This window comes from Niveispirillum sp. FG148 (assembly GCF_057809655.1).
In genome coordinates this window covers 1-18,122 of sequence record NZ_JBMDKJ010000004.1, presented here as the reverse complement: position 1 = coordinate 18,122, position 18,122 = coordinate 1, and the positions used below count along the sequence as shown (strand labels likewise).

The following is an 18,122-nucleotide window of genomic DNA, read 5'->3' as shown; positions in this document are numbered from 1 at the left end:
TGGTTCTTGTGGCCCCTGGATCCCCGCTTACGCGGGGAAGGCAGGTTTTGAAAATATCGACCGTGGCGAGAATGTGCCCGTCAACGGGACCACCGCCCTGCCACCCCTTACCCTTTATAGGGCCGCTTGCCCCCGCGCGGGTCTTCCACCACCCATTCGCCCTCGGCCACCGGGGTCAGGTAGCTGTCGGTCAGCGGTACCTTGCCGTGGCCGCCGGGGATGTCCAGGATATAGGTGGGCTGGCACAGGCCCGACACGTCGCCGCGCAGGGCCTTCATCAGCGCACGGCCTTCCGCCACGCTGGTGCGGAAATGGCTGGTGCCCTTGGCCAGATCGCCATGGTTCAGGTGATAGGGCTTGATGCGGTTGGCGACCATGGTGCGGAAGGTCCGCGTCAGCGTCTCCACATCGTCATTCACCCCGCGCATCAGCACGCTCTGGCCCAGCATGGGGATGCCGGCATCGACCAGACGCGCCACGGCGGCCCGGCCTTCTTCCCCGAATTCCCGCCAATGGTTGGAATGCAGCACCACCCAGGTGGCGATGCGCGGGCCCTTCAGGGCGGCCAGCATCGCCGCATCCACGCGCGCCGGGTCGACCAGGGGCACGCGGGTATGGATGCGCACCAGACCCAGATGCGGGATGGCGTTCAGCCGGCCGATGATCTCCGCCATGCGCCGGGGCGACAGGATCATGGGGTCGCCGCCGGTCAGGATGACCTCCCAGATCTCCGGATTACCCGCGATATAGGCGATGGCGGCATCCAGCTCGTCGGCATTCAGCGCGTCCGATCCCGGCCCCACCATTTCGCGGCGGAAGCAGAATCGGCAATAGACGGGGCAGGCATGGACGGGCTTCAGCAGCACCCGGTCCTTGTAGCGATGCACGATGCCCTTCACCGGGGTAAAGGCCTCATCCCCGATCGGGTCGGCCAGTTCCTCATCCCTGATGTCCAGTTCCCGTGCGTCGGGGATGAACTGCCGCGCCACGGGGTCGTGCGGGTCCGTCGGGTCGATCAGATCGGCCATGGCCGGGGTCACGGCCACGGCGAACTGGGCGGCCACCTGTTCCAGATCGGGCAGGGTATCCTGATCCACCAGCCCGTGATCGGCCAGATCGCGGACATGGCGAAGGGTTTGGGGACGGGGGGACGGATCGCGCGGCATGATCGGCCTATGGGCGCCAAGCGGGCCCCGCCTGTCAAGGGCAGCCGGCCTTGATCCTGCTATCGCGCCCCTTCATGGCGCAGCAGCCATTCCTTGCGATGCAGCCCGCCGCCATAGCCGGTCAGCGACCCGTCGGCACCGATGACGCGGTGACAGGGCACGACGATGGCGATGGGGTTGGCGCCATTGGCCAGACCCATGGCGCGCACGGCCTTGGGCTGGCCGATGCGGGCGGACATTGTGCCATAACTCACGGTCTGCCCCGGCCGCAGCCGGCGCAGTTCCGCCCAGACGCGCCGCTGGAAATCGGTGCCGCTGGTGGCGGTGGGCAGGGCGTCGATGGATGTCAGGTCGCCGGCGAAATAGGCGGACAGGGCCTTGGCGATGGGGGCGGGCAGGGGACCGTCGGTCAGCGTCACCGCCCCGTAGTGCCGGGCCAGCAGCCGGTCCATGCGCGGCCGGTAATCGTCGAAATCCAGCGCACGCAGGGTGCCAGCCCCGTCCGTAACGATCAGGGCCGTGCCGATGGGCGTGGACAGGGTGGAAAGGGTCAGGTGCATGGCGTGCCGTCTCCGGCTGAACGAACCAGCCGCCCTTCTACCATGCCGGCCCCCCTGCTTCCGGCGGTTATCGGACAGGGTCAAGCTGGAGACAGTCCGTCAGACCTACCTTGAAGCACCATCTCCCGTCATCCCGGCGAAAGCCGGGACCCAGGAGCCACTGGACCAAACCTCGGGCGCGCCGTCGATCACGGGAGCTGAAAGGTCGGGCTTTTGGCCCCTGGGTCCCGGCTTACGCCGGGATGACGGGAAAGGTCGTTTTCGTCTAAACCTGATAAACGCTAATTGAGACAATACTCAATTAAATCCACGCACCGGGGCCAGATATCGCCATCCAGCCCCCTGTCATAGACTTAAACCTTGGACCAAGCCTCAACCCGTTCCTGCAAAACGGTCAGCGGCAGGCGGCCGTTCTGCAGCACGACATCGTGGAACTGGCGGATGTCGAACTTGGCCCCCATGCGCTTCTTGGCCGCTTCCCGCAGCTCCAGGATCTTCAGCATGCCGATCTTGTAGCTGGTGGCCTGGCCCGGCCAGCCGATATAGCGGTCGATCTCGCGCGCGGCCCCGTCACGGTCCATGGGCGTGTTATTGACGAAATAGTCGATGGCCTGCTGCCGGTCCCAGCGCTTGGCATGCATGCCGCTATCCACGACCAGCCGCACAGCCCGCCACAGTTCCGCGACCAGCCGGCCATAATCGCTGTAAGGGTCCTGGAAGAAGCCCATCTCCTTGCCCAGCCGCTCCGTATAAAGCGCCCAGCCTTCGCCATAGGCGGAATAGCCGCCGCCGAATTTCTGGAAGCTGGGCACGCCCTCCAGTTCCTGGGCGATGGCCACCTGCATGTGATGGCCGGGAATGCCCTCGTGATAGGACAGGGTTTCCAGCCCGAAGCGCGGGCGGGCGCGCATGTTGGACAGGTTGACATAATAGATGCCGGGCCGCTTCCCGTCGGGCGAGGGACCGTTATAGAAGGCGCTGGAGGTGGATTTCTCGCGGAACTTCTCCACGGCCCGCACTTCCATCGGCGCCTTCGGCTTCAGGTGGAAGACCAGATCCAGCTTGGCCTTCATGGCGTCAACAAACTGGCGGGCCTGGGCCAGATAGGCTTCCCGCCCTTCATCGCTGTCGGGGAAATAGAAGCGGTCATCGTCGCGGGTGAAATTGAAGAAGTCGGTCAGGCTGCCCTGGAAATCGACCTTCTTCATGACTTCCTTGATCTCGCCATGGATGCGCTTCACCTCGGCCAGACCGGTCTTGTGGACATAGTCGGCCGTCAGCGGCAGCGACGTCCAGCGCTTCAGGCAGGAGGCATAGAAGGCCTGACCATCGGGCAGGCGCCAAGCGCCATGGTCGGGATTGGCGCGGGGGGCCACACCCTGCAGCCACTTGATCAGCGACTTGTAGGCAGGCCCCACACCGTCCAGCAGGGCGGCCCTGGCCTGTTCCACCAGGGCGGCCTTGTCGGCTGCCGGCAGGTCCAGCTTTTCGATCTTGGCCTTCACATCGCCGAACAGGGGGGCGTCGGCGTCGGTGCCATCATCGAACGGCCGGCCCTTGATCTGGTTGCGGCAGACATTGATCAGGTCGGGGAAGAAATAGCGCGGCGGCAGGATGCCGGCCTTGTCCGCCAGACCCAGCCGCTCCTCCATTTGCGCGAAATAGCGGCTGAACTGCTTCAGGCGGGCGATATAGGCAAGGGCGTCCTCCTTGCTCTCCACCTTGTGCTGATTGATCAGCTGCACCGGCAGGTCGGTATGGGGGCCGCTGACCAGGGTCAGGATATATTGATGCCGGCGCCAGCGGAAATCGTCGATCCGATCTTCCGCCCGCTCCCGGAACAGACTGGCATAGAAGGCGGCATTGGGTGACAGTTTGTCGGCCGGGAAATCGCGCTTCAGCCGGGCAAGATCGGCCTTGGTCTGTTCCAGGTCGGCCTGGTAGCGGGCCTCGCTGACATCGTCCAGCTCGTCATAGCGGGTCTTGCGGCCCAGCTGCATGGCGCGCAGCGGGCTGGCCGCCACATCGCGTTCGAAAACCTCATCAAAGAAGGCGTAAAGCGCCTTGTCGGCGGGGCCTTCGGCAATGTCGGCGAAGGCGGTCGCGGGCAGCAGGGCCAGGGCGGCGGTGCTGCCGCCAAGGGCCAGCAGGTGACGGCGAGAAAGCATGGAACCTACCCGTATATATTATGCGTGTCCGATGAAAAGCAGGGTGCCTGGATCGGAGCGAAGGTCAAGCCCTTGGTGCGATTGGACCCGCCTCGGCAGGGGCCAGTCAGTCGCCGGCCCCCACCGGCGAGCGCCGCAGCGGCCGTGACAGGCGGCGGCGCAGACGAACGGCAAAGGCGCGGGCCTGTTCGCGCATGCCGGCCCAGCCCGTGGCGGGCGGGGTCAGGTCGATCCCGATCAGCCCGGCCTCCGTGCCGTCCAGGCTGGCTACGATCAGGTCCATTTCCCCCACGCGTACACGGTCACCCAGGGCAGGGTCGCGGCCCAGACGGCGGCGGACCATCCCGGCCAGGGTCAAGGCCGGGTCGTCGCCGGCATCAAATCCATACATGCCACCGACCGCCAGGGCCGGCATGTCGCCCTGGATCTGAAAATCGCCGGCGGGTCGGTCATCGGCGTCGGCTTCCAGCTTGCGGCCGAACAGCCGGTCCATGACGGCCAGGGCGGAACCGTCGCCCATGGCCAGCACCGTGTCGCCCGGCTGCAGGCGGTGCGCATCCTCCGGCCGTACGGGCCGGCCGTTCTGGATCAAGGCCAGAAGCTGCACCGACTCGGGGATGATCAGCTTTCCCTGGCCGCGGCGGGCCGCCTCGCTGTCGCGGGAAACGGTGAAGACGGCCAGTTGCCCCGCGCCGTCGGGCAGGTCCACATCGGCACGGCTGGGTGCTTCCGGCTGCGGTGGGGCCAGCAGGCCCAGCAGCCGGGCCGCCGGTCCCACGGTCCAACCCTGGATCGCCAGGGACAGCAGCACCACGACAAAGGCCACGGCGAAATAGGCATCGGCATTGGGCACGCCGGCCAGGACGGGGATGGTGGCCAGCACGATGGGCACGGCCCCGCGCAGCCCCACCCAGGAAATATAGGTCAGTTCCGCCAGCGTGAAACGGAAAGGCACCAGACAGAGGAAAACCGCCAGCGGCCGCGCCACCAGCATCAGGCCCAGGGCCACGACAATGCCCGACAGGGCATAGGGTTCCAGCTTCGACGGCGTCACCAGCAGACCCAGCATGACGAACAGCCCGATCTGCGCCAGCCAGGCCAACCCGTCATGGAAGCGGCGGATCAGACGATCTGCCTTGTGCGGCCTTGTACCCAGGATATAGCCGGCCAGATAGACGGCCAGGAAACCCGACGCGCCGGCCGCCTGCGCCCCGCCAAAGACGAACAGCGAGAAGGACAGCGCCAGGATCGGATACAGCCCATCGGCCAGATCCAGCCGGTTGACCAGCCAGACCAGCAGATAGCCCGCAGCCACGCCCAGCGCGACGCCGCCCATCAGTTCCTGAACCAGTTCCAGCACCAGATGCAGCGGGTCCGCCCCGCCGGGCACGGTCAGGGCCGTGACGGCCAGCAAGGTCAGCAGCACGGCCATCGGGTCGTTCAGGCCGGATTCCACCTCCAGCGTCGCTGACACGCGGCCGCGCAGCGCCAGCCCGCGCAGATTGAGCAGGAAGAACACGGCCGCCGCGTCGGTCGACGCGATGATGGACCCGACCAGCAGCCCCTCCATCCAGCCAACGCCCAGCACCAGGCAGACCAGCGCACCCGTGACCAGGGCCGTGACCAGCACGCCGACAGTGGCCAGACTCAGGGCCGGCATCCGGCCCAGGCGGAAGGTGTCGGCATGGGTGCGCAACCCGCCGTCGAACAGGATGACGGCAAGCGCGGTGGAGCCCAGCAGATAGGCCAGACTGAAATCACCGAAATGGATGCGTCCGGGCCCGTCCTCCCCCGCCAGCATGCCCAGGCCTAAGAAGACCAGCAGCAAGGGCGCGCCCAGGCGTGAGGAAATGCGGCCGGCCAGGATGGACAGCAACAGCAGCAGCCCCGCCAGGAAGATCATCTCGTTGATGGCTTCCACGCCTGTTGTCCCCCTTGTCGCCCGACGGGCTGCGTGCCTGACTATGACCAAATCAGCACGATTGTGGCTTTCCAGGCACATAGATTAAAGCGGGACGAAAGGTTAATGGCGGCCTAATACCCTGTTCAAAAGGATGGGTTGTCCCCGGTGCTGATGCCCAGTCCAGCCAATTTCAGCCTTGTCGAAAACCAGCCTATTTTTTGGGCAATCCGGAGTCAGACGCCCAGGATAAGGGGCGACTCACCTGCACCCACAGACTTATCCACAGATTCTGGGGATGTCGTTTTCCGGGGTGCGCCGGTCCTGTGCCGCCGGGTGGCCGCCAATTGGCCCTTGTCTTGACCGGCCGCGCGCAATACCCATCTATGGTCAACCATGGCCACGGGGGCGGTGCCGGTACGGGCCGCCACGGGCCGACGGGGCTTTTGCCCCGGACTCGCTCTATCCAGAGGGGATCCTTGCCGTGACGACCCGCCTGTCGCTGTTCAACAGCCCGTTCCTGCTGGGCTTCGACCAGTTCGAACGCACGCTCGACCGCATCGCGAAGAACGCCAACGAGGGCTATCCGCCCTATAATATCGAACAGACATCGGAAGACGGGTTGCGCATCACGCTGGCCGTGGCCGGCTTTACGGCCGACGATCTGGCCGTGCAGATGGAAGACAACCAGCTGGTCATCCGCGGCAAGCAGACGGACGACAAGAACCGGCTGTACCTGCATCGCGGCATCGCGGCCCGGCAGTTCCAGCGCAGCTTTGTGCTGGCGGAGGGGATCGAGGTCGTGGGCTGCAACCTGGACAACGGGTTGCTGCATGTCGATCTGCGCCGGCCGATCCCGGAGCCAAAGGTGCGCACGATCAAGATCGGCACCGGCACCGACAATGGCGGCGATCCGCGGCCGCGCACCATCGATGTGTCACCCGATCCGATGCTGGCCCAGAAGCGCGAATGACCGTCTGACGGATTTTCGGGCCCGTAAACCATATTTCAACGCTTCTGTCCCCTAATCGCGGGGACGGAAATCGTTTCTGCGTTCCGCTTTGAACGCGGACCCCAATTCCTGGAGTACCGGCTGACATGAACCCGACAATCCAGTATCTGCGGCGCCTGAGCCCAAAGGATTTCGCGGCTTTTGGCGTCAATGACCTGGCCTATGTCAAGCCTGCCGAGCAGGAGGGCAAGCCGGGTTATGCCATCCACGCCGCCGATGGCGTCATGCTGACCTTTGTCGAACGGCAGGACGTGGCCTTTGCCACGGTCCGCCAGCACGACATGGAACCGCTCAGCCTGCAGTAACAAAAAGCCGGAAGGGACGGCCGCGACCTGGATCGCGCTGTCCTTTCCGGCTTTTATCAATGCCTGTCGTTGTCGACCTTATGCGCGCGGGTGCCCAACGTGCCAATCAAGTTGCGATGGGTTCCACCCCCCGCAACTAGGCATCATGCCTTGGGCGCGTGCTTGTTCAGGATGCGCTGCAGGGTGCGGCGATGCATTTTCAGGCGGCGCGCCGTCTCCGACACATTGCGGTCGCACTGTTCGAACACGCGCTGGATGTGTTCCCAGCGGACGCGGTCGGCCGACATCGGGCTTTCCGGCGGCGGGGGCAGGGGGCCGTCGGTCAGCAATGCTGCTTCCACGGCGTCGGCATCGGCGGGCTTGGGCAGGTAATCGACGGCGCCGAACTTCACGGCGGCCACGGCCGTGGCGATATTGCCATATCCGGTCAGCATGACGACGCGGGCATCGGTGCGGGCATCGCGCAGGGCCTTGACCACATCCAGGCCCGACCCGTCGCCCAGGCGCAGATCGACGACGGCGAAGCGCGGCGCGCTTTCGTGCGCCACCTCTATCCCCAGATTGACGCTGTCCACGGCTACCACGTCGAAGCCGCGTCGTTCCATGGCGCGGGCCAGCCGGGTTCGGAACGGGGCGTCGTCATCGACGATCAGCAGGCTGCGCGAGGCATCGCCCGTGAAGGTCAGCTTGGTCTGTTCGCCCGCTTCCAGTGCCTGGTCGGTCATTGGTGGAGACCCCTGTATTGCAATTTGGCGTTCTTCTTAGAACGACAAAGGTTTCTACACAGTGAATGTAGGATGTTTCCAGTGGATGGCTACCACAGCGCCGCCGGCCCTGCCATTCGCGTAGCGGACATGGGCGCCCGAGCGTTCCAGCAGGGTCTGGGCGATGAACAGGCCCAGCCCCATATTGCCCGCCGCCTCACGCGCCAGCGGGGTACGGCCGCTGACATAGGGTTCACCCAGCCGGTGGACCACCGTGGCTGGATAGCCGGGCCCGTCATCGTGAACCGTCAGGGTCAGGCCGGGACCCGCCCAGTCGGCCGTGACGGTGACGCTGCTGGTGGCGAACTGCATGGCGTTCTGAAGGATATTGGCCAGGCCATGCACCACCTCCGGCACGGACTGCACCTGCGGGGCGCCGTCCTCCGGCTCTCCCACCGTTTCGATGATCAGATCGATACCGGGTCTGACATAGGGCGATGCCGTCGTCTCGATCAGGGCGGCCAAGGGCACGATCGGTTCCGCCCCGCCCCGGTCGCCGGGCCGGCGTGACAGTTCGGCCAGGATATCGCGGCAGCGCCCCACCTGGCTTTGCAGCAGGGCCACATCCTCGGCCAGCGGGCTGCCCGGCCCGATATCGCGGGCCAGTTCCTTGGCCACGACGGCGATGGTGCCGAGCGGACTGCCCAGCTCATGCGCGGCGGCGGCGGCCAGGGCGCCCACGGCCGAGGCGCGCTGGGCCCGGGCCAGGGCGTCCTGGCTGGCATTCAGCGCCGCCGACAGCCGCCGCGCCCCGTCCGCCACCTGATAGAGATATCCGGCGATGAAGCCAGCGGACAAGGTCAGCGCCGCCCAGATGCCGAACCGGTAGAGTGGCGGCAGTCCCGCCGGCTCTGCCCCCGGCCAGGGCAGGGGAAGGGCCACCAGTGCCAGCCCCGTGAAGCAGGACACGGCCAGCACCGTCAGCAGGGTGACGGCTATCCGCCCCAGGGTGCTGGCCGCCACCGTCAGCGGCGCCAGCATCAGCACGGCGAACGGATTGTCCAGGCCGCCCGTCATATAAAGCAGCACCGTCAGCTGCACCATGTCATAGGCCAGATACAGCACCGCCTCCCGATCCCCCAGGAAAGGGTGGGCGGCCACGCGGCGGGCGGCATGGATATTGACGATGACCGACACGGCCACGCCCGCCAGCGCCTGTAACAGCTGCAGGTCGAAATCGAACAGCGCCATGACCGTGGTCAGGGTCGCGAACTGTCCCACCACGGCGATCCAGCGGATGGTGATCAGGGTGCGGGCACTGACCCGGCCCTCGCTGCTGGACAGCGGCGGGCCGGGCCGGGGGCTGACGGGGACATTGTTGGTGGTTGCCTCACTCATGCCTTTATCCCATGATCAATTTTTCATCACCGCGACGGGTGCCGACGCAAATCTACGTTCCCTCCCGCCAGAAGACCACCAGACCTTCCATGCCGCTTGATGCCAGTACCCCGGACCCTGCCATCCATGTCGACAAGCTGACGAAGAAGTTCGACGGGCACAAAGCCCTGGACGCCATCAGCTTTGACGTGCCGACAGGCAGCACGGTAGCGCTTCTGGGTGGTAACGGGGCGGGCAAGACCACCACCATCTCCATCCTGCTGGGCCTGCTGCTGCCCACCGACGGGGAGGTGCGGGTGCTGGGGCATGACATGCTGACGGAACGCTATCGCGTGCTGCCGCGCATGAATTTCTCCAGCCCCTATGTCGATCTGCCCCATCGCCTGACCGTGCGGGAGAACCTGACGGTCTATGGGCATCTCTACGGCCTGACCCAGTTGCGTGAACGGATCGAAAAGCTGGCTCAGGAACTGGACCTGACCGCCATCCTGTCGCGCCCGTCCGGCAATCTGTCGGCCGGGCAGAAGACGCGCGTGGCCCTGGCCAAGGCGCTGCTGAACGACCCGGAGCTGCTGCTGCTGGATGAACCGACGGCCAGTCTGGATCCGGACACAGCCGACTGGGTGCGGGGATTCCTGGAATCCTACCGGGCCCGCACCGGCGCCACCATCCTGCTGGCCAGCCATAATATGGCAGAGGTGGAGCGGCTGTGTGACGCGGTGTTGATGATGAAAGGCGGGCGCATTGTCGACCGGGGCACGCCGGCCGACCTGCTGTCCCGCTATGGTCGCGCCAATCTGGAGGAAGTGTTCCTGGACATTGCGCGGGACCGCCGGCAGGCGGTGGGGTGACGCTTACCCCCCGTGGGTGCCCAGCCAGACGGAAAGCCGTCCGCGTTCGGCGTCGGACAGGTCGTAGAAGGCAATGCCCATGCCGCCGTCGCGGCGCCAGGCCACCACGGCGTCGCCGGCAATATCCACCCCGTCCAGGGTCAGGGCGAAACCGAACCGGTCCTGCGGGTGCAGCGGTCCGCGATAGCCCAGGGCGCAGAAGCCAGCGGCATTCACCGATGACACGCCCAGTACCTGCCCGTTGATGGAGGCCGCAACCCCGGTCAGCGGCAGCAACCGCGTCTGCCGGCGGAACCGACGCAGCAGCCAACGCCACAGTCCCGCCGCAGGAGCAGGGGCCGGATGGTGGACGGTGCGGGTCTGGGCGATCTCTGTCATGGGATGGCTATCAGCGATGCCAGCGGCGAACCCACTGGCGACATTGGCAGAATCGCACGGGTTCCCGCCGCTGGAAAGCTCTGCCATCGGCCATGCCCGAAGGTGTATGGACAGGTGTGCGACCCCTTGCGATTTGACTATGCCTTTGCCTGAGGCCATCTTGGCCGCGATCCCGCCGTCCGGAGGCCCATCCATGCCCGACGCCCTGTCCATCCCCGATCTGGCCGACCGCGTGCTGGGCGGCGACCGTCGTGCGCTGGCTCAGGCCATCACCCTGGTGGAAAGCACGCGGACCGACCACCGCGAACGGGCCGAACAGTTGCTGGCCACCATCCTGCCGCATACGGGAAAGGGCGTGCGCGTCGGCATTTCCGGCGTGCCCGGCGTGGGCAAATCCACCTTCATTGAAGCCTTCGGCCTGCATGTGATCGGGCAGGGGCACAAGGTGGCCGTGCTGGCCATCGACCCGACCAGCCAGCGCACGGGCGGTTCCATCCTGGGCGACAAGACCCGGATGGAGATGCTGTCGCGCGACATCCGCGCCTTCATCCGCCCGTCGCCGGCGGGCTCGACGCTGGGCGGCGTGGCGCGGCGCACGCGCGAGGCCATGCTGCTGGTGGAAGCGGCCGGCTTCGACGTGGTCATCATCGAAACCGTGGGCGTGGGCCAGTCGGAAACCGCCGTGGCCGACATGGTCGACCTGTTCCTGCTGCTGCTGCCACCGGCCGGTGGGGACGAATTGCAGGGCATCAAGAAGGGCATCGTCGAACTGGCCGACATGATCGTCGTCAACAAGGCCGATGGCGAACTGTCGAACGCGGCGCGGCAGGCCGTGGCTGAATATCGCCATGCCCTGGCCCTGCTGCGCCCGGCCAATGCCAATTGGCGGGTGCCCGTTCTGTCCTGCTCGGCGCTGAACAATATCGGCATCGATGCCGTGTGGAACGGCATCGGTGATTACCGCCGCATCCTGGGCGATGACGGCGCCATCGCCCATCGCCGCGCCGACCAGGCCAAGGCCTGGATGTGGAACGAGATCCGGGAAAACCTGCTGACGGCGTTCCAGGCCGACCCGGCCGTGCGCGCCGAACTGGCCGCACTGGAGGACGCGGCGGCTGCATCTTCCGTCACCCCCGGTGCGGCCGCCCGCCGCCTGCTGGCCCTGTTCCGGGGCTCAAATCACCCCTGATCCAGCAGGCTTTCCGCATCCTCGGCCTCGATGACGCGGCGTGCCGTGTCCAGGTCGAAGCCGGCCCGGGCCAGGGCGGCGATGTCCTTGTCGCGCCTGGTCAGCCTTTCGGCGCCGGTGCCGTCGCGGTCTGGGCGGAAGCCGCCCAGCCGGCGGCGCTTGGCATAGCGGATGGCGGCGGCCAGATCGGCGACCCCGTCCTCCGCCCCGTCCAGACTGGACACAGCCTGGTCGACCTGATCCTCATCCAGCCCCTTGGCCCGAAGCTTCTGCCGGATGGTGCGCATCGACCCGCCACGCCGTTGCAGGCCCGTCGCCTTCATCTCCGCATACAGCGTGTCATTCAGCAGGCCTTGGCGCAGATAGCGTTCGATCAGGGCGTCAACCCATTCCCGCCCCTCTGCCGGGTCGGTGCCATGAGCCTGGGCCGACGCGTCGACGCGGCGCAGCAGCAGCCGGCGCAGATGGGCCGATGAACTGGCGAAACGTTCCAGATAATGCAGCGCCGCCCGGTCCAGATAGGCCGGCGTCACCCGCTTTATCTTCCGCTGTCCATATGCGCCCGTGTTCTCCGTCACTGCACCCTCTTCCGTGTCGCGCAAGATTGCCGCCGTCGGCCGCTTGCGTATAGTGTCGGCGCCATCATCCGCGCCGCCGTCGGGCGCGATCCGCATGTCAAGGTGACCCCGTTCCCATGCCGCAACCCAGCATCCCCATGCCCCGCCCCGTCGGCGCCGTCAACTGGATCGGTCTTGCCACCCTGATCCGCAAGGAAATCCACCGTTTCCTGAAGGTCTGGGTTCAGACCGTCGCCGCCCCGGTGGTCACCACCCTGTTGTTCTATGCCGTCTTTGCGCTGGCGCTGGGCGGGGTGGTGCGCATGGTGGGCGATGTGCCCTTCCTCCTGTTCCTGGCGCCCGGCCTGATCATGATGGCCATCGCCCAGAACGCCTTCGCCAATTCCTCCTCCTCCGTGCTGGTGGCAAAGGTGCAGGGCAATATCGTCGATGTGCTGATGCCGCCTTTGTCGGCCCTGGAACTGACCACGGCCTATATCGTGGGCGGGGTGGTGCGCGGGGCCATGGTCGGGGTCATCACGGCGCTGGCCATCCATCTGTTCATCCCGCTGACCGTGGCCCATCCCTTCTATATCCTGTTCCACGGGGTGATGGCGGCCTCGCTGCTGGCCCTGCTGGGCCTGATCGGCGGCATCTGGGCCGACAAGTTCGACCATATGGCCGTGGTGACGAACTTCATCGTCACGCCATTGTCGTTCCTGTCGGGCACCTTCTATTCGATCGAAAGCGTGCCGCCGGCCTTCCGCTTCATCGCGCACCTGAACCCGTTCTTCTATTTCATCGACGGGTTCCGCTACGGCTTCATCGGGCAGACGGACGGTACGCTGGGCACCGGTATCCTGGTAATGCTGGGCATCAACCTGACGCTGGGCTTTGTCGCCTGGCGCATGATCGACCGCGGATACAAGTTGAAGGCCTGACCGGCCGCCAGAGAGGGGAATGCCGATGTCGATGCAGCAGGTCAGGCAGCCGGCCGGTGCCTTCAACCCCGCCATCCGCCGCATGGTGCCCGCCTTTCATTGGCTGGCCTTTGTCACGCTGTGCCGGCGTGAAATGCGGCGTATGCAGAAGATGGCCGTGGCCTTCCTGTTCGCCCCGGCGCTGATGGCCATCATCTATTTCGTCTGTTTCCTGTTTGGGCTGGGACCGCAGCGCGGCACGCCCGATGGTGATGCGGTGCTGACCTATCTGGTGCCGGGCCTGATCATGCTGTCGGTGCTGCTGCGCTCGGCTGAAAATGCGGGCTTCTCCCTGCTCTACAGCAAGATCGAAGGCCATGTGATCGATCAGCTGATGGCGCCTGTCGGTGCGCGAGAGACCGTGCCCGCCTATCTGCTGGCCGGCATGGCGGCGGGGATGGGTGCTGGCCTGGTCGTCTGGCTGGCCTCGCTGGCCTTCTGGCCGCTGCCCGTGCATGACCCGCTGACGGCGCTGGGTTTCGCATTAGCCGGGTCGCTGTTCATGTCGCTGTGCGGTCTGCTCTGCGGGTTGGCCAGCACGAAATGGGACCATATTTCGGCCTATTTTACTTTCCTGTTCACCCCGCTTTCCTTTCTGTCGGGCCTGTTCGCGCCTGTGGGCAGCATGCCGGAGCCCCTGGCCGCCATCGTGCGGCTGAACCCGCTTTATCACGCGATGGAGGGGTTCCGGCACGGGATGCTGGGCACGTCGGCACAGTCGCCGGGCCTGTCCGCCTTATTCCTGCTGGCCTTCATCGTGGCGCTCTATGCGCTGGCAGCCCGGCTTTATGCCGTCGGCTGGCACATGAAGAGTTAAGCAATCGTAACAGCCGCGCTATCATCGGTTACCTGTTCTGGATTTTTGTAACCCTCCTGCAAATGCGGCGGACAGGGGGCGGTGACAGCCGCATAGTCGAAGGCGAGCCAAAGACCCGATGCGAAGCAGGAACCGACCCATGGATGGCACGCTGTCCACCAATCCGCCGACCAGCCTTTCCTCCCGCCCGCGCCTGACGCCCGGCATCCCGGCCGGCGGTATCGCCGCCATTGTTGTGGCCCTGGGCGTCATGGGCTGGGGTCTTTTGTCCGGCGATGACGCAGACAGTGGCAAGGGCCACGGCTTCCACGTCGAATTCGGCGATGATCATGTGCCGAAGCCTCCGAAACCGCCCAAGCCGCCGCGTCCGCCGGAAGCGCCCGTGGCGCCGCGGGCCGCCGCCGACATGCATGTCAATGTCGATGTCGACCCGGACGAGATTGAACGCGCTGTTCGCGACGCCATGCGGGACGTCGATCTCGACAGCACCCGCATGCAAGGTCTGCGCGAAGCCCGCGAAGGTCTGGCGGAGGCGCGGCGGGAACTGGCAGAGGCCCGTGAACGGCTGCGGGCGGAGGGCAAGGAGGTGCCGGCCATCGCCGAAGGTGCCTTGAAAATGGCGGAGATGGGGGTGGCCGCCGCGTCGGGTGCCACCCAGGGCGCCATGATCAGCAATGGCGCCGATGGCAGCTTCACCCAGACCTATGAGGCGGGCAGGGGCGTGCAGCTGGTCAATATCGGCGGCGACGTCACGATCCAGCGCTCCAGCCGCGCCGAAAAGGTGAAGGTGGAAGTCGAAGGCGGCGGCAACGCCATGACGGCAGAGGTGAAGGACGGCGTCCTGACCCTGCGCGGCAGCGGCGACCCCCATACGGGCCACGGATCCATCAACCTGACCATGCCCACCGATGGCGACCTGACCATCGCCGGACTGGCCGGCAACCTGTCGATCGACGGGCGCTCGGATGGCAAGCTGTCGGTGCAGCTGCTGACGGGCGACGTCTCTGCCGAACGGGTGGGAGCACTGTCCGTCGATATCCTGGAATCCGGCAGCGTCTCGGTGGAACGGGTGGAAGGGCCGGTGCAATTCTCTGTCTCCGGCTCCGGTGATCTCAGCGTCGAACGGGCGGAGCGGGCGACGATCGAGGTCAAGGGCCATGCCAATGTCTCGCTGGGCCGGGTCAATGATGGACTGACCATGGCCATCCTGGGCCATGGCGAGGTGGATGTGGGCCGCGTCAACGGTCCGGTGAAGCTGGACTTCCCCGGCGCCGGTCGTGTCAGCATCGGGGAAGGTGAAGCCGAACCGTTGCAGGCCACGGTCACCGGCGCCGGCACCTTTGAATTCAACGGGACGGCCCATGATCCGCGCGTCGTGGCGTCTGGCTCGGGCAATGTCCATATCGCCCACCATGAGGGCAATGCCCAGGTCCGCAATACCGGCGTTGGCACCACCTATGTGGGGGAATGAGGCGATGTTGTGATCGCCCGCAGGCCCCCGCCAAAGCCGCCCGCCCGTCCCCCCTCCGTTGCACCGGCGGAAGGGGAACTGGACGGCCGCATCCGGCAGGGGGATGTGGAGCGCATGCGCCGTCAGGCCGCCGATCGCGGCTTCCAGGATCAGATCAAGGGGGCGGCCCGTGCCCGCGGCCAGGACCCGTACGAGATGTTGGCCCAGGCCATCCGCCAATTGCTGCGCGGTGAATGACGGGCCCCGCCGCCCATGCGGCGTAACCAGGCCGGCGGTTGTTGCTGCCGCTGGCTTCCAGCGATTATGGCGGGATGGCGTCGACATTGACGCCGAAATGTCCCCGATTTTCCCGCAAGCCGCCCGGGATCGGCCCCACGGCCACCATCATCCGAAGGCTTCATAAGGACGTGGCCGGCGGGAGGCGACAATGGGTCGCCGGACCGGACCACGACCAAGGATGCTGAAGGAGTTTCTCCATGCGTACCAAGGCGATGCTGATGGCTGGTCTGACCGTGGCCCTGCTGGCCGGTGGGGCCCAGGCGCGGACCGTCGAAAGTGCGAATGATGGCGGTGCCAAGCCCGCCGTCGCCGCTTCGACGACCGCCGCCACGACGCCCGTCAGTGGTGCCCCCGCCACCCCGGTGGCCACGCCCGCCGCTTCTGCCGCCGCCAAGCCGGTGACAGAGGCCGCGAAGGCCGTCGAAGCCAAGGCGGCCATCCCGGAAAAGGCGGTGGCTGAAAAGACGGCCGAGGTCAAGGAGCAGGCCAAGGCCCACAAGCCCGCCCATCACAAGGCTGAGGTCAAACCGGAAGTGAAGGCCGACGCCAAGGCGGAGGTGAAGGCCGACACCAAGCCGGCCGAAGCCAAGGCCCAGTAATCCGTCGCTATCGACGGCCCCGGCGCAGTCCGCCGGGGCCGTCGGCATGTTGGGGGATGATCCTCACGCCGGCCGATGGATGGCGTAGACCTTGGCCACATGTTCCCGGCTCTCCCAGGAACATTCGGCTCCACGCTCGACCACGAACACGTCGCCCTGGCGGAAGGTGGCCTCGCGGCCGGCCCCATCGACAAAATGGACGGACCCGGCCAGAAGCTGCATCAGCTCGACATGGCGATAGGGCATGGTGCGGCGGTGATAGGGGGTGGAATCCCAGGTGCCGCAGACGAATTCCGTGCTGCCCGACCGGTAGTCGGTATGGTTGCGGCAGGACGGGGTCGGCCCGATCAGCAAATCGGCCAGCGGAGCGCCCGACGGTTCCAGTGCGGCTTGCCGATCAATAGCTACCGGTCGGTCGGCCCCGGCTGCACCCACCTCGCTGCTGCGCAGGATGATCAGATGGGCCCCGGCGGCGCTTCTCCAGGTGTAGTCGAGCCCTCGGGGCAGAACGGCACTGTCGCCGCCAGCAAGGGATACAGCCCCCGTCCCGGCGGTCAGGGTCAGATCACCACTCAGCAGCAGGATGAACTCGTCCCCCGGCAGCGCGTCCCCTGCGCCTGTGCCCGCGACCAGGCGCAGGGATGCGATCGCGACGATGTCGTCGTCCGTATCCAGCCAGGTCCGGCCACCAATGAAATCCGCCGCCAGCGGGGCCGGCCCGGCAAAGGCCAGAAGGTCGATGAAGCTGTGCACATGTTCGCTCGCCATGGTGCCTTTCCTTAGGGGCTGGGGCTGAATGGGTCAGCATAGGAAAGACGTGACGGCTGGACGCACCAAAGGCGGGGACCGTCAGCGCAGCTTCTGCCGAACTTCCCGTCATCGCCGGCGGCGATGACGGGTCGCTGGATCAGGTGGTGCGGATGCGGGCCGTCAGTCGCGGGGTCAGGTAGCGGATCAGGGTGCGGGCGTCGGGCGGTGGTTCCCGCTCGATGCGCCGGTAATCGCGGCAGTCGGATGTACGGCTGACCAGCTTCTGCTCCACCAGCTCGCGCCGCAGCAGGGCGAAATCACCAAACAGATGCTCGGCCTGGATCGCCTGACTGATGCCCCGCTCGTCAAAATGCTGGCGGGCCGGCAGGCGTGACCAGATCACCCACAGGCAGGTGGCCTGTTCGTTGAACTTGTTGGGCCAGCGGATCAGCCGCCCCTGCTCATCGAAATGGCGCAGCAGCCGCCGGATACGGGCCAGATCGACCTCGGGCACCGGCACCGGATTCTGCTCCAGCCGCTCCAGCGCCGTGGCCTGGGCCCGGTAATGCTGGAAATTGCGGAAGCCGGCACCGCGGGCCAGCATGTTCAACAGCTGCACATGCCCGACCGGTCCGTCATGGGTGGCGATCTGGGATTTCAGCGATTTGGCCAGGGCGCCGATATCAGCGACCTGGAAGGAAAGGAACTGCTTCGACATGGGATCACCATTCCGCGCGCCGTGCTGGGTTGGATTGCCGGGGGTCGCCATCTTGCCGACACTGGGCACGCCGGAAAGGGTGTCACGGGTCGATTAGCGAGGAGCCTGATCCTCGCATGGCAGGTTTAGCGGCCCTGTCAGGGGCTGGCGACGCCTGGGTGAACTGCCGACCGGACGTCCCTTATACAACAAGCGCAGCCAACTGACGAGGGCGCGCGCGACATCTATATATAGAGGGGGCCGCCCCCAGGGTTGGTAGGTTCGGCGTCTGATTTCAAGAAAGTGACGATGCTGTGAAGAATCTGGTTGCGTTGTGTGTG

Annotated in this window: 19 protein-coding genes; 9 read left to right on the top strand and 10 right to left on the bottom strand. The window is 66.1% G+C overall.

Annotated features, from left to right (window positions below):
• Positions 1-107: 107 nt before the first annotated feature.
• From ACODTW_RS05365 to ACODTW_RS05350, 4 genes are all read right to left on the bottom strand, one after another.
• Positions 108-1,166, bottom strand: a complete 1,059-nt coding sequence (locus tag ACODTW_RS05365) for a lysine-2,3-aminomutase-like protein (protein ID WP_488944919.1) — start codon at positions 1,164-1,166, stop codon at positions 108-110.
• Between the two features lie 59 nt (positions 1,167-1,225).
• Entirely contained in the window at positions 1,226-1,726 is a 501-nt protein-coding gene (locus tag ACODTW_RS05360; protein WP_488944918.1) for a methylated-DNA--[protein]-cysteine S-methyltransferase, read from the bottom strand.
• A gap of 353 nt (positions 1,727-2,079) precedes the next feature.
• Positions 2,080-3,894, bottom strand: coding sequence for a DUF885 domain-containing protein (locus ACODTW_RS05355; protein WP_488944917.1), 1,815 nt, complete (start codon positions 3,892-3,894; stop codon positions 2,080-2,082).
• 106 nt (positions 3,895-4,000) lie between these two features.
• Positions 4,001-5,815 carry a potassium/proton antiporter gene (locus ACODTW_RS05350; RefSeq protein ID WP_488944916.1) on the bottom strand — a complete coding sequence of 605 codons (1,815 nt, stop codon included), beginning with the start codon at positions 5,813-5,815 and terminating at the stop codon, positions 4,001-4,003.
• A gap of 463 nt (positions 5,816-6,278) precedes the next feature.
• Between ACODTW_RS05350 and ACODTW_RS05345 the strand changes: the two genes are divergently transcribed.
• Positions 6,279-6,767, top strand: coding sequence for an Hsp20 family protein (locus ACODTW_RS05345; protein WP_488944915.1), 489 nt, complete (start codon positions 6,279-6,281; stop codon positions 6,765-6,767).
• A 125-nt stretch (positions 6,768-6,892) separates the two neighbouring features.
• A complete protein-coding gene (locus tag ACODTW_RS05340) occupies positions 6,893-7,111 on the top strand; it encodes a DUF1150 family protein (protein ID WP_488944914.1) in 219 nt (72 codons plus the stop codon).
• A gap of 143 nt (positions 7,112-7,254) precedes the next feature.
• On the opposite strand, the gene ACODTW_RS05335 is transcribed toward ACODTW_RS05340, so the two are convergent.
• Together ACODTW_RS05335 and ACODTW_RS05330 are read right to left on the bottom strand one after the other, a co-directional pair.
• Positions 7,255-7,836 carry an ActR/PrrA/RegA family redox response regulator transcription factor gene (locus ACODTW_RS05335; protein ID WP_488944913.1) on the bottom strand — a complete coding sequence of 194 codons (582 nt, stop codon included), beginning with the start codon at positions 7,834-7,836 and terminating at the stop codon, positions 7,255-7,257.
• A 54-nt stretch (positions 7,837-7,890) separates the two neighbouring features.
• Positions 7,891-9,213 carry an ActS/PrrB/RegB family redox-sensitive histidine kinase gene (locus ACODTW_RS05330; RefSeq protein WP_488944912.1) on the bottom strand — a complete coding sequence of 441 codons (1,323 nt, stop codon included), beginning with the start codon at positions 9,211-9,213 and terminating at the stop codon, positions 7,891-7,893.
• 89 nt (positions 9,214-9,302) lie between these two features.
• Here ACODTW_RS05330 and ACODTW_RS05325 point away from each other — a divergent pair, with 89 nt between their 5' ends.
• The gene (locus ACODTW_RS05325) at positions 9,303-10,064 is read left to right on the top strand and encodes an ABC transporter ATP-binding protein (RefSeq protein WP_488944911.1); all 762 of its coding nucleotides are present in this window, start codon (positions 9,303-9,305) and stop codon (positions 10,062-10,064) included.
• Between the two features lie 3 nt (positions 10,065-10,067).
• Here ACODTW_RS05325 and ACODTW_RS05320 read toward each other — a convergent pair whose 3' ends face one another.
• Complete coding sequence (locus ACODTW_RS05320; protein WP_488944909.1) at positions 10,068-10,529, bottom strand: hypothetical protein; 462 nt, start codon at positions 10,527-10,529, stop codon at positions 10,068-10,070.
• A gap of 106 nt (positions 10,530-10,635) precedes the next feature.
• Here ACODTW_RS05320 and meaB point away from each other — a divergent pair, with 106 nt between their 5' ends.
• Positions 10,636-11,631 carry a methylmalonyl Co-A mutase-associated GTPase MeaB gene (gene meaB / locus ACODTW_RS05315; protein WP_488944907.1) on the top strand — a complete coding sequence of 332 codons (996 nt, stop codon included), beginning with the start codon at positions 10,636-10,638 and terminating at the stop codon, positions 11,629-11,631.
• Here the strand turns inward: meaB and ACODTW_RS05310 are convergent.
• Positions 11,622-12,305 carry a regulatory protein RecX gene (locus ACODTW_RS05310; RefSeq protein WP_488944906.1) on the bottom strand — a complete coding sequence of 228 codons (684 nt, stop codon included), beginning with the start codon at positions 12,303-12,305 and terminating at the stop codon, positions 11,622-11,624. The two genes, meaB and ACODTW_RS05310, sit on opposite strands and share 10 nt — an antisense overlap.
• Positions 12,306-12,325: 20 nt before the next feature.
• On the opposite strand from ACODTW_RS05310, the gene ACODTW_RS05305 reads away from it, so the two are divergent.
• The 5 genes from ACODTW_RS05305 (at position 12,326) to ACODTW_RS05285 (ending at position 16,334) form a co-directional block, all read left to right on the top strand.
• On the top strand, positions 12,326-13,129 hold the full coding sequence (locus tag ACODTW_RS05305) for an ABC transporter permease (protein WP_488944905.1): 804 nt from the start codon (positions 12,326-12,328) through the stop codon (positions 13,127-13,129).
• A 25-nt stretch (positions 13,130-13,154) separates the two neighbouring features.
• Entirely contained in the window at positions 13,155-13,985 is an 831-nt protein-coding gene (locus ACODTW_RS05300; RefSeq protein WP_488944904.1) for an ABC transporter permease, read from the top strand.
• 139 nt (positions 13,986-14,124) lie between these two features.
• Positions 14,125-15,456, top strand: a complete 1,332-nt coding sequence (locus ACODTW_RS05295) for a DUF4097 family beta strand repeat-containing protein (protein WP_488944902.1) — start codon at positions 14,125-14,127, stop codon at positions 15,454-15,456.
• 9 nt (positions 15,457-15,465) lie between these two features.
• Positions 15,466-15,693 carry a hypothetical protein gene (locus ACODTW_RS05290; RefSeq protein WP_488944901.1) on the top strand — a complete coding sequence of 76 codons (228 nt, stop codon included), beginning with the start codon at positions 15,466-15,468 and terminating at the stop codon, positions 15,691-15,693.
• A 239-nt stretch (positions 15,694-15,932) separates the two neighbouring features.
• Entirely contained in the window at positions 15,933-16,334 is a 402-nt protein-coding gene (locus ACODTW_RS05285; RefSeq protein ID WP_488944900.1) for a hypothetical protein, read from the top strand.
• Between the two features lie 63 nt (positions 16,335-16,397).
• Here the strand turns inward: ACODTW_RS05285 and ACODTW_RS05280 are convergent, their stop codons facing one another.
• Both ACODTW_RS05280 and ACODTW_RS05275 read right to left on the bottom strand, forming a co-directional pair.
• Positions 16,398-17,102: a cupin domain-containing protein gene (locus ACODTW_RS05280; RefSeq protein WP_488944899.1), complete on the bottom strand. Its 705-nt coding sequence runs from the start codon at positions 17,100-17,102 to the stop codon at positions 16,398-16,400.
• 139 nt (positions 17,103-17,241) lie between these two features.
• Positions 17,242-17,802: a DUF2087 domain-containing protein gene (locus tag ACODTW_RS05275; protein ID WP_488944897.1), complete on the bottom strand. Its 561-nt coding sequence runs from the start codon at positions 17,800-17,802 to the stop codon at positions 17,242-17,244.
• Between the last annotated feature and the right edge of the window lie 320 nt (positions 17,803-18,122).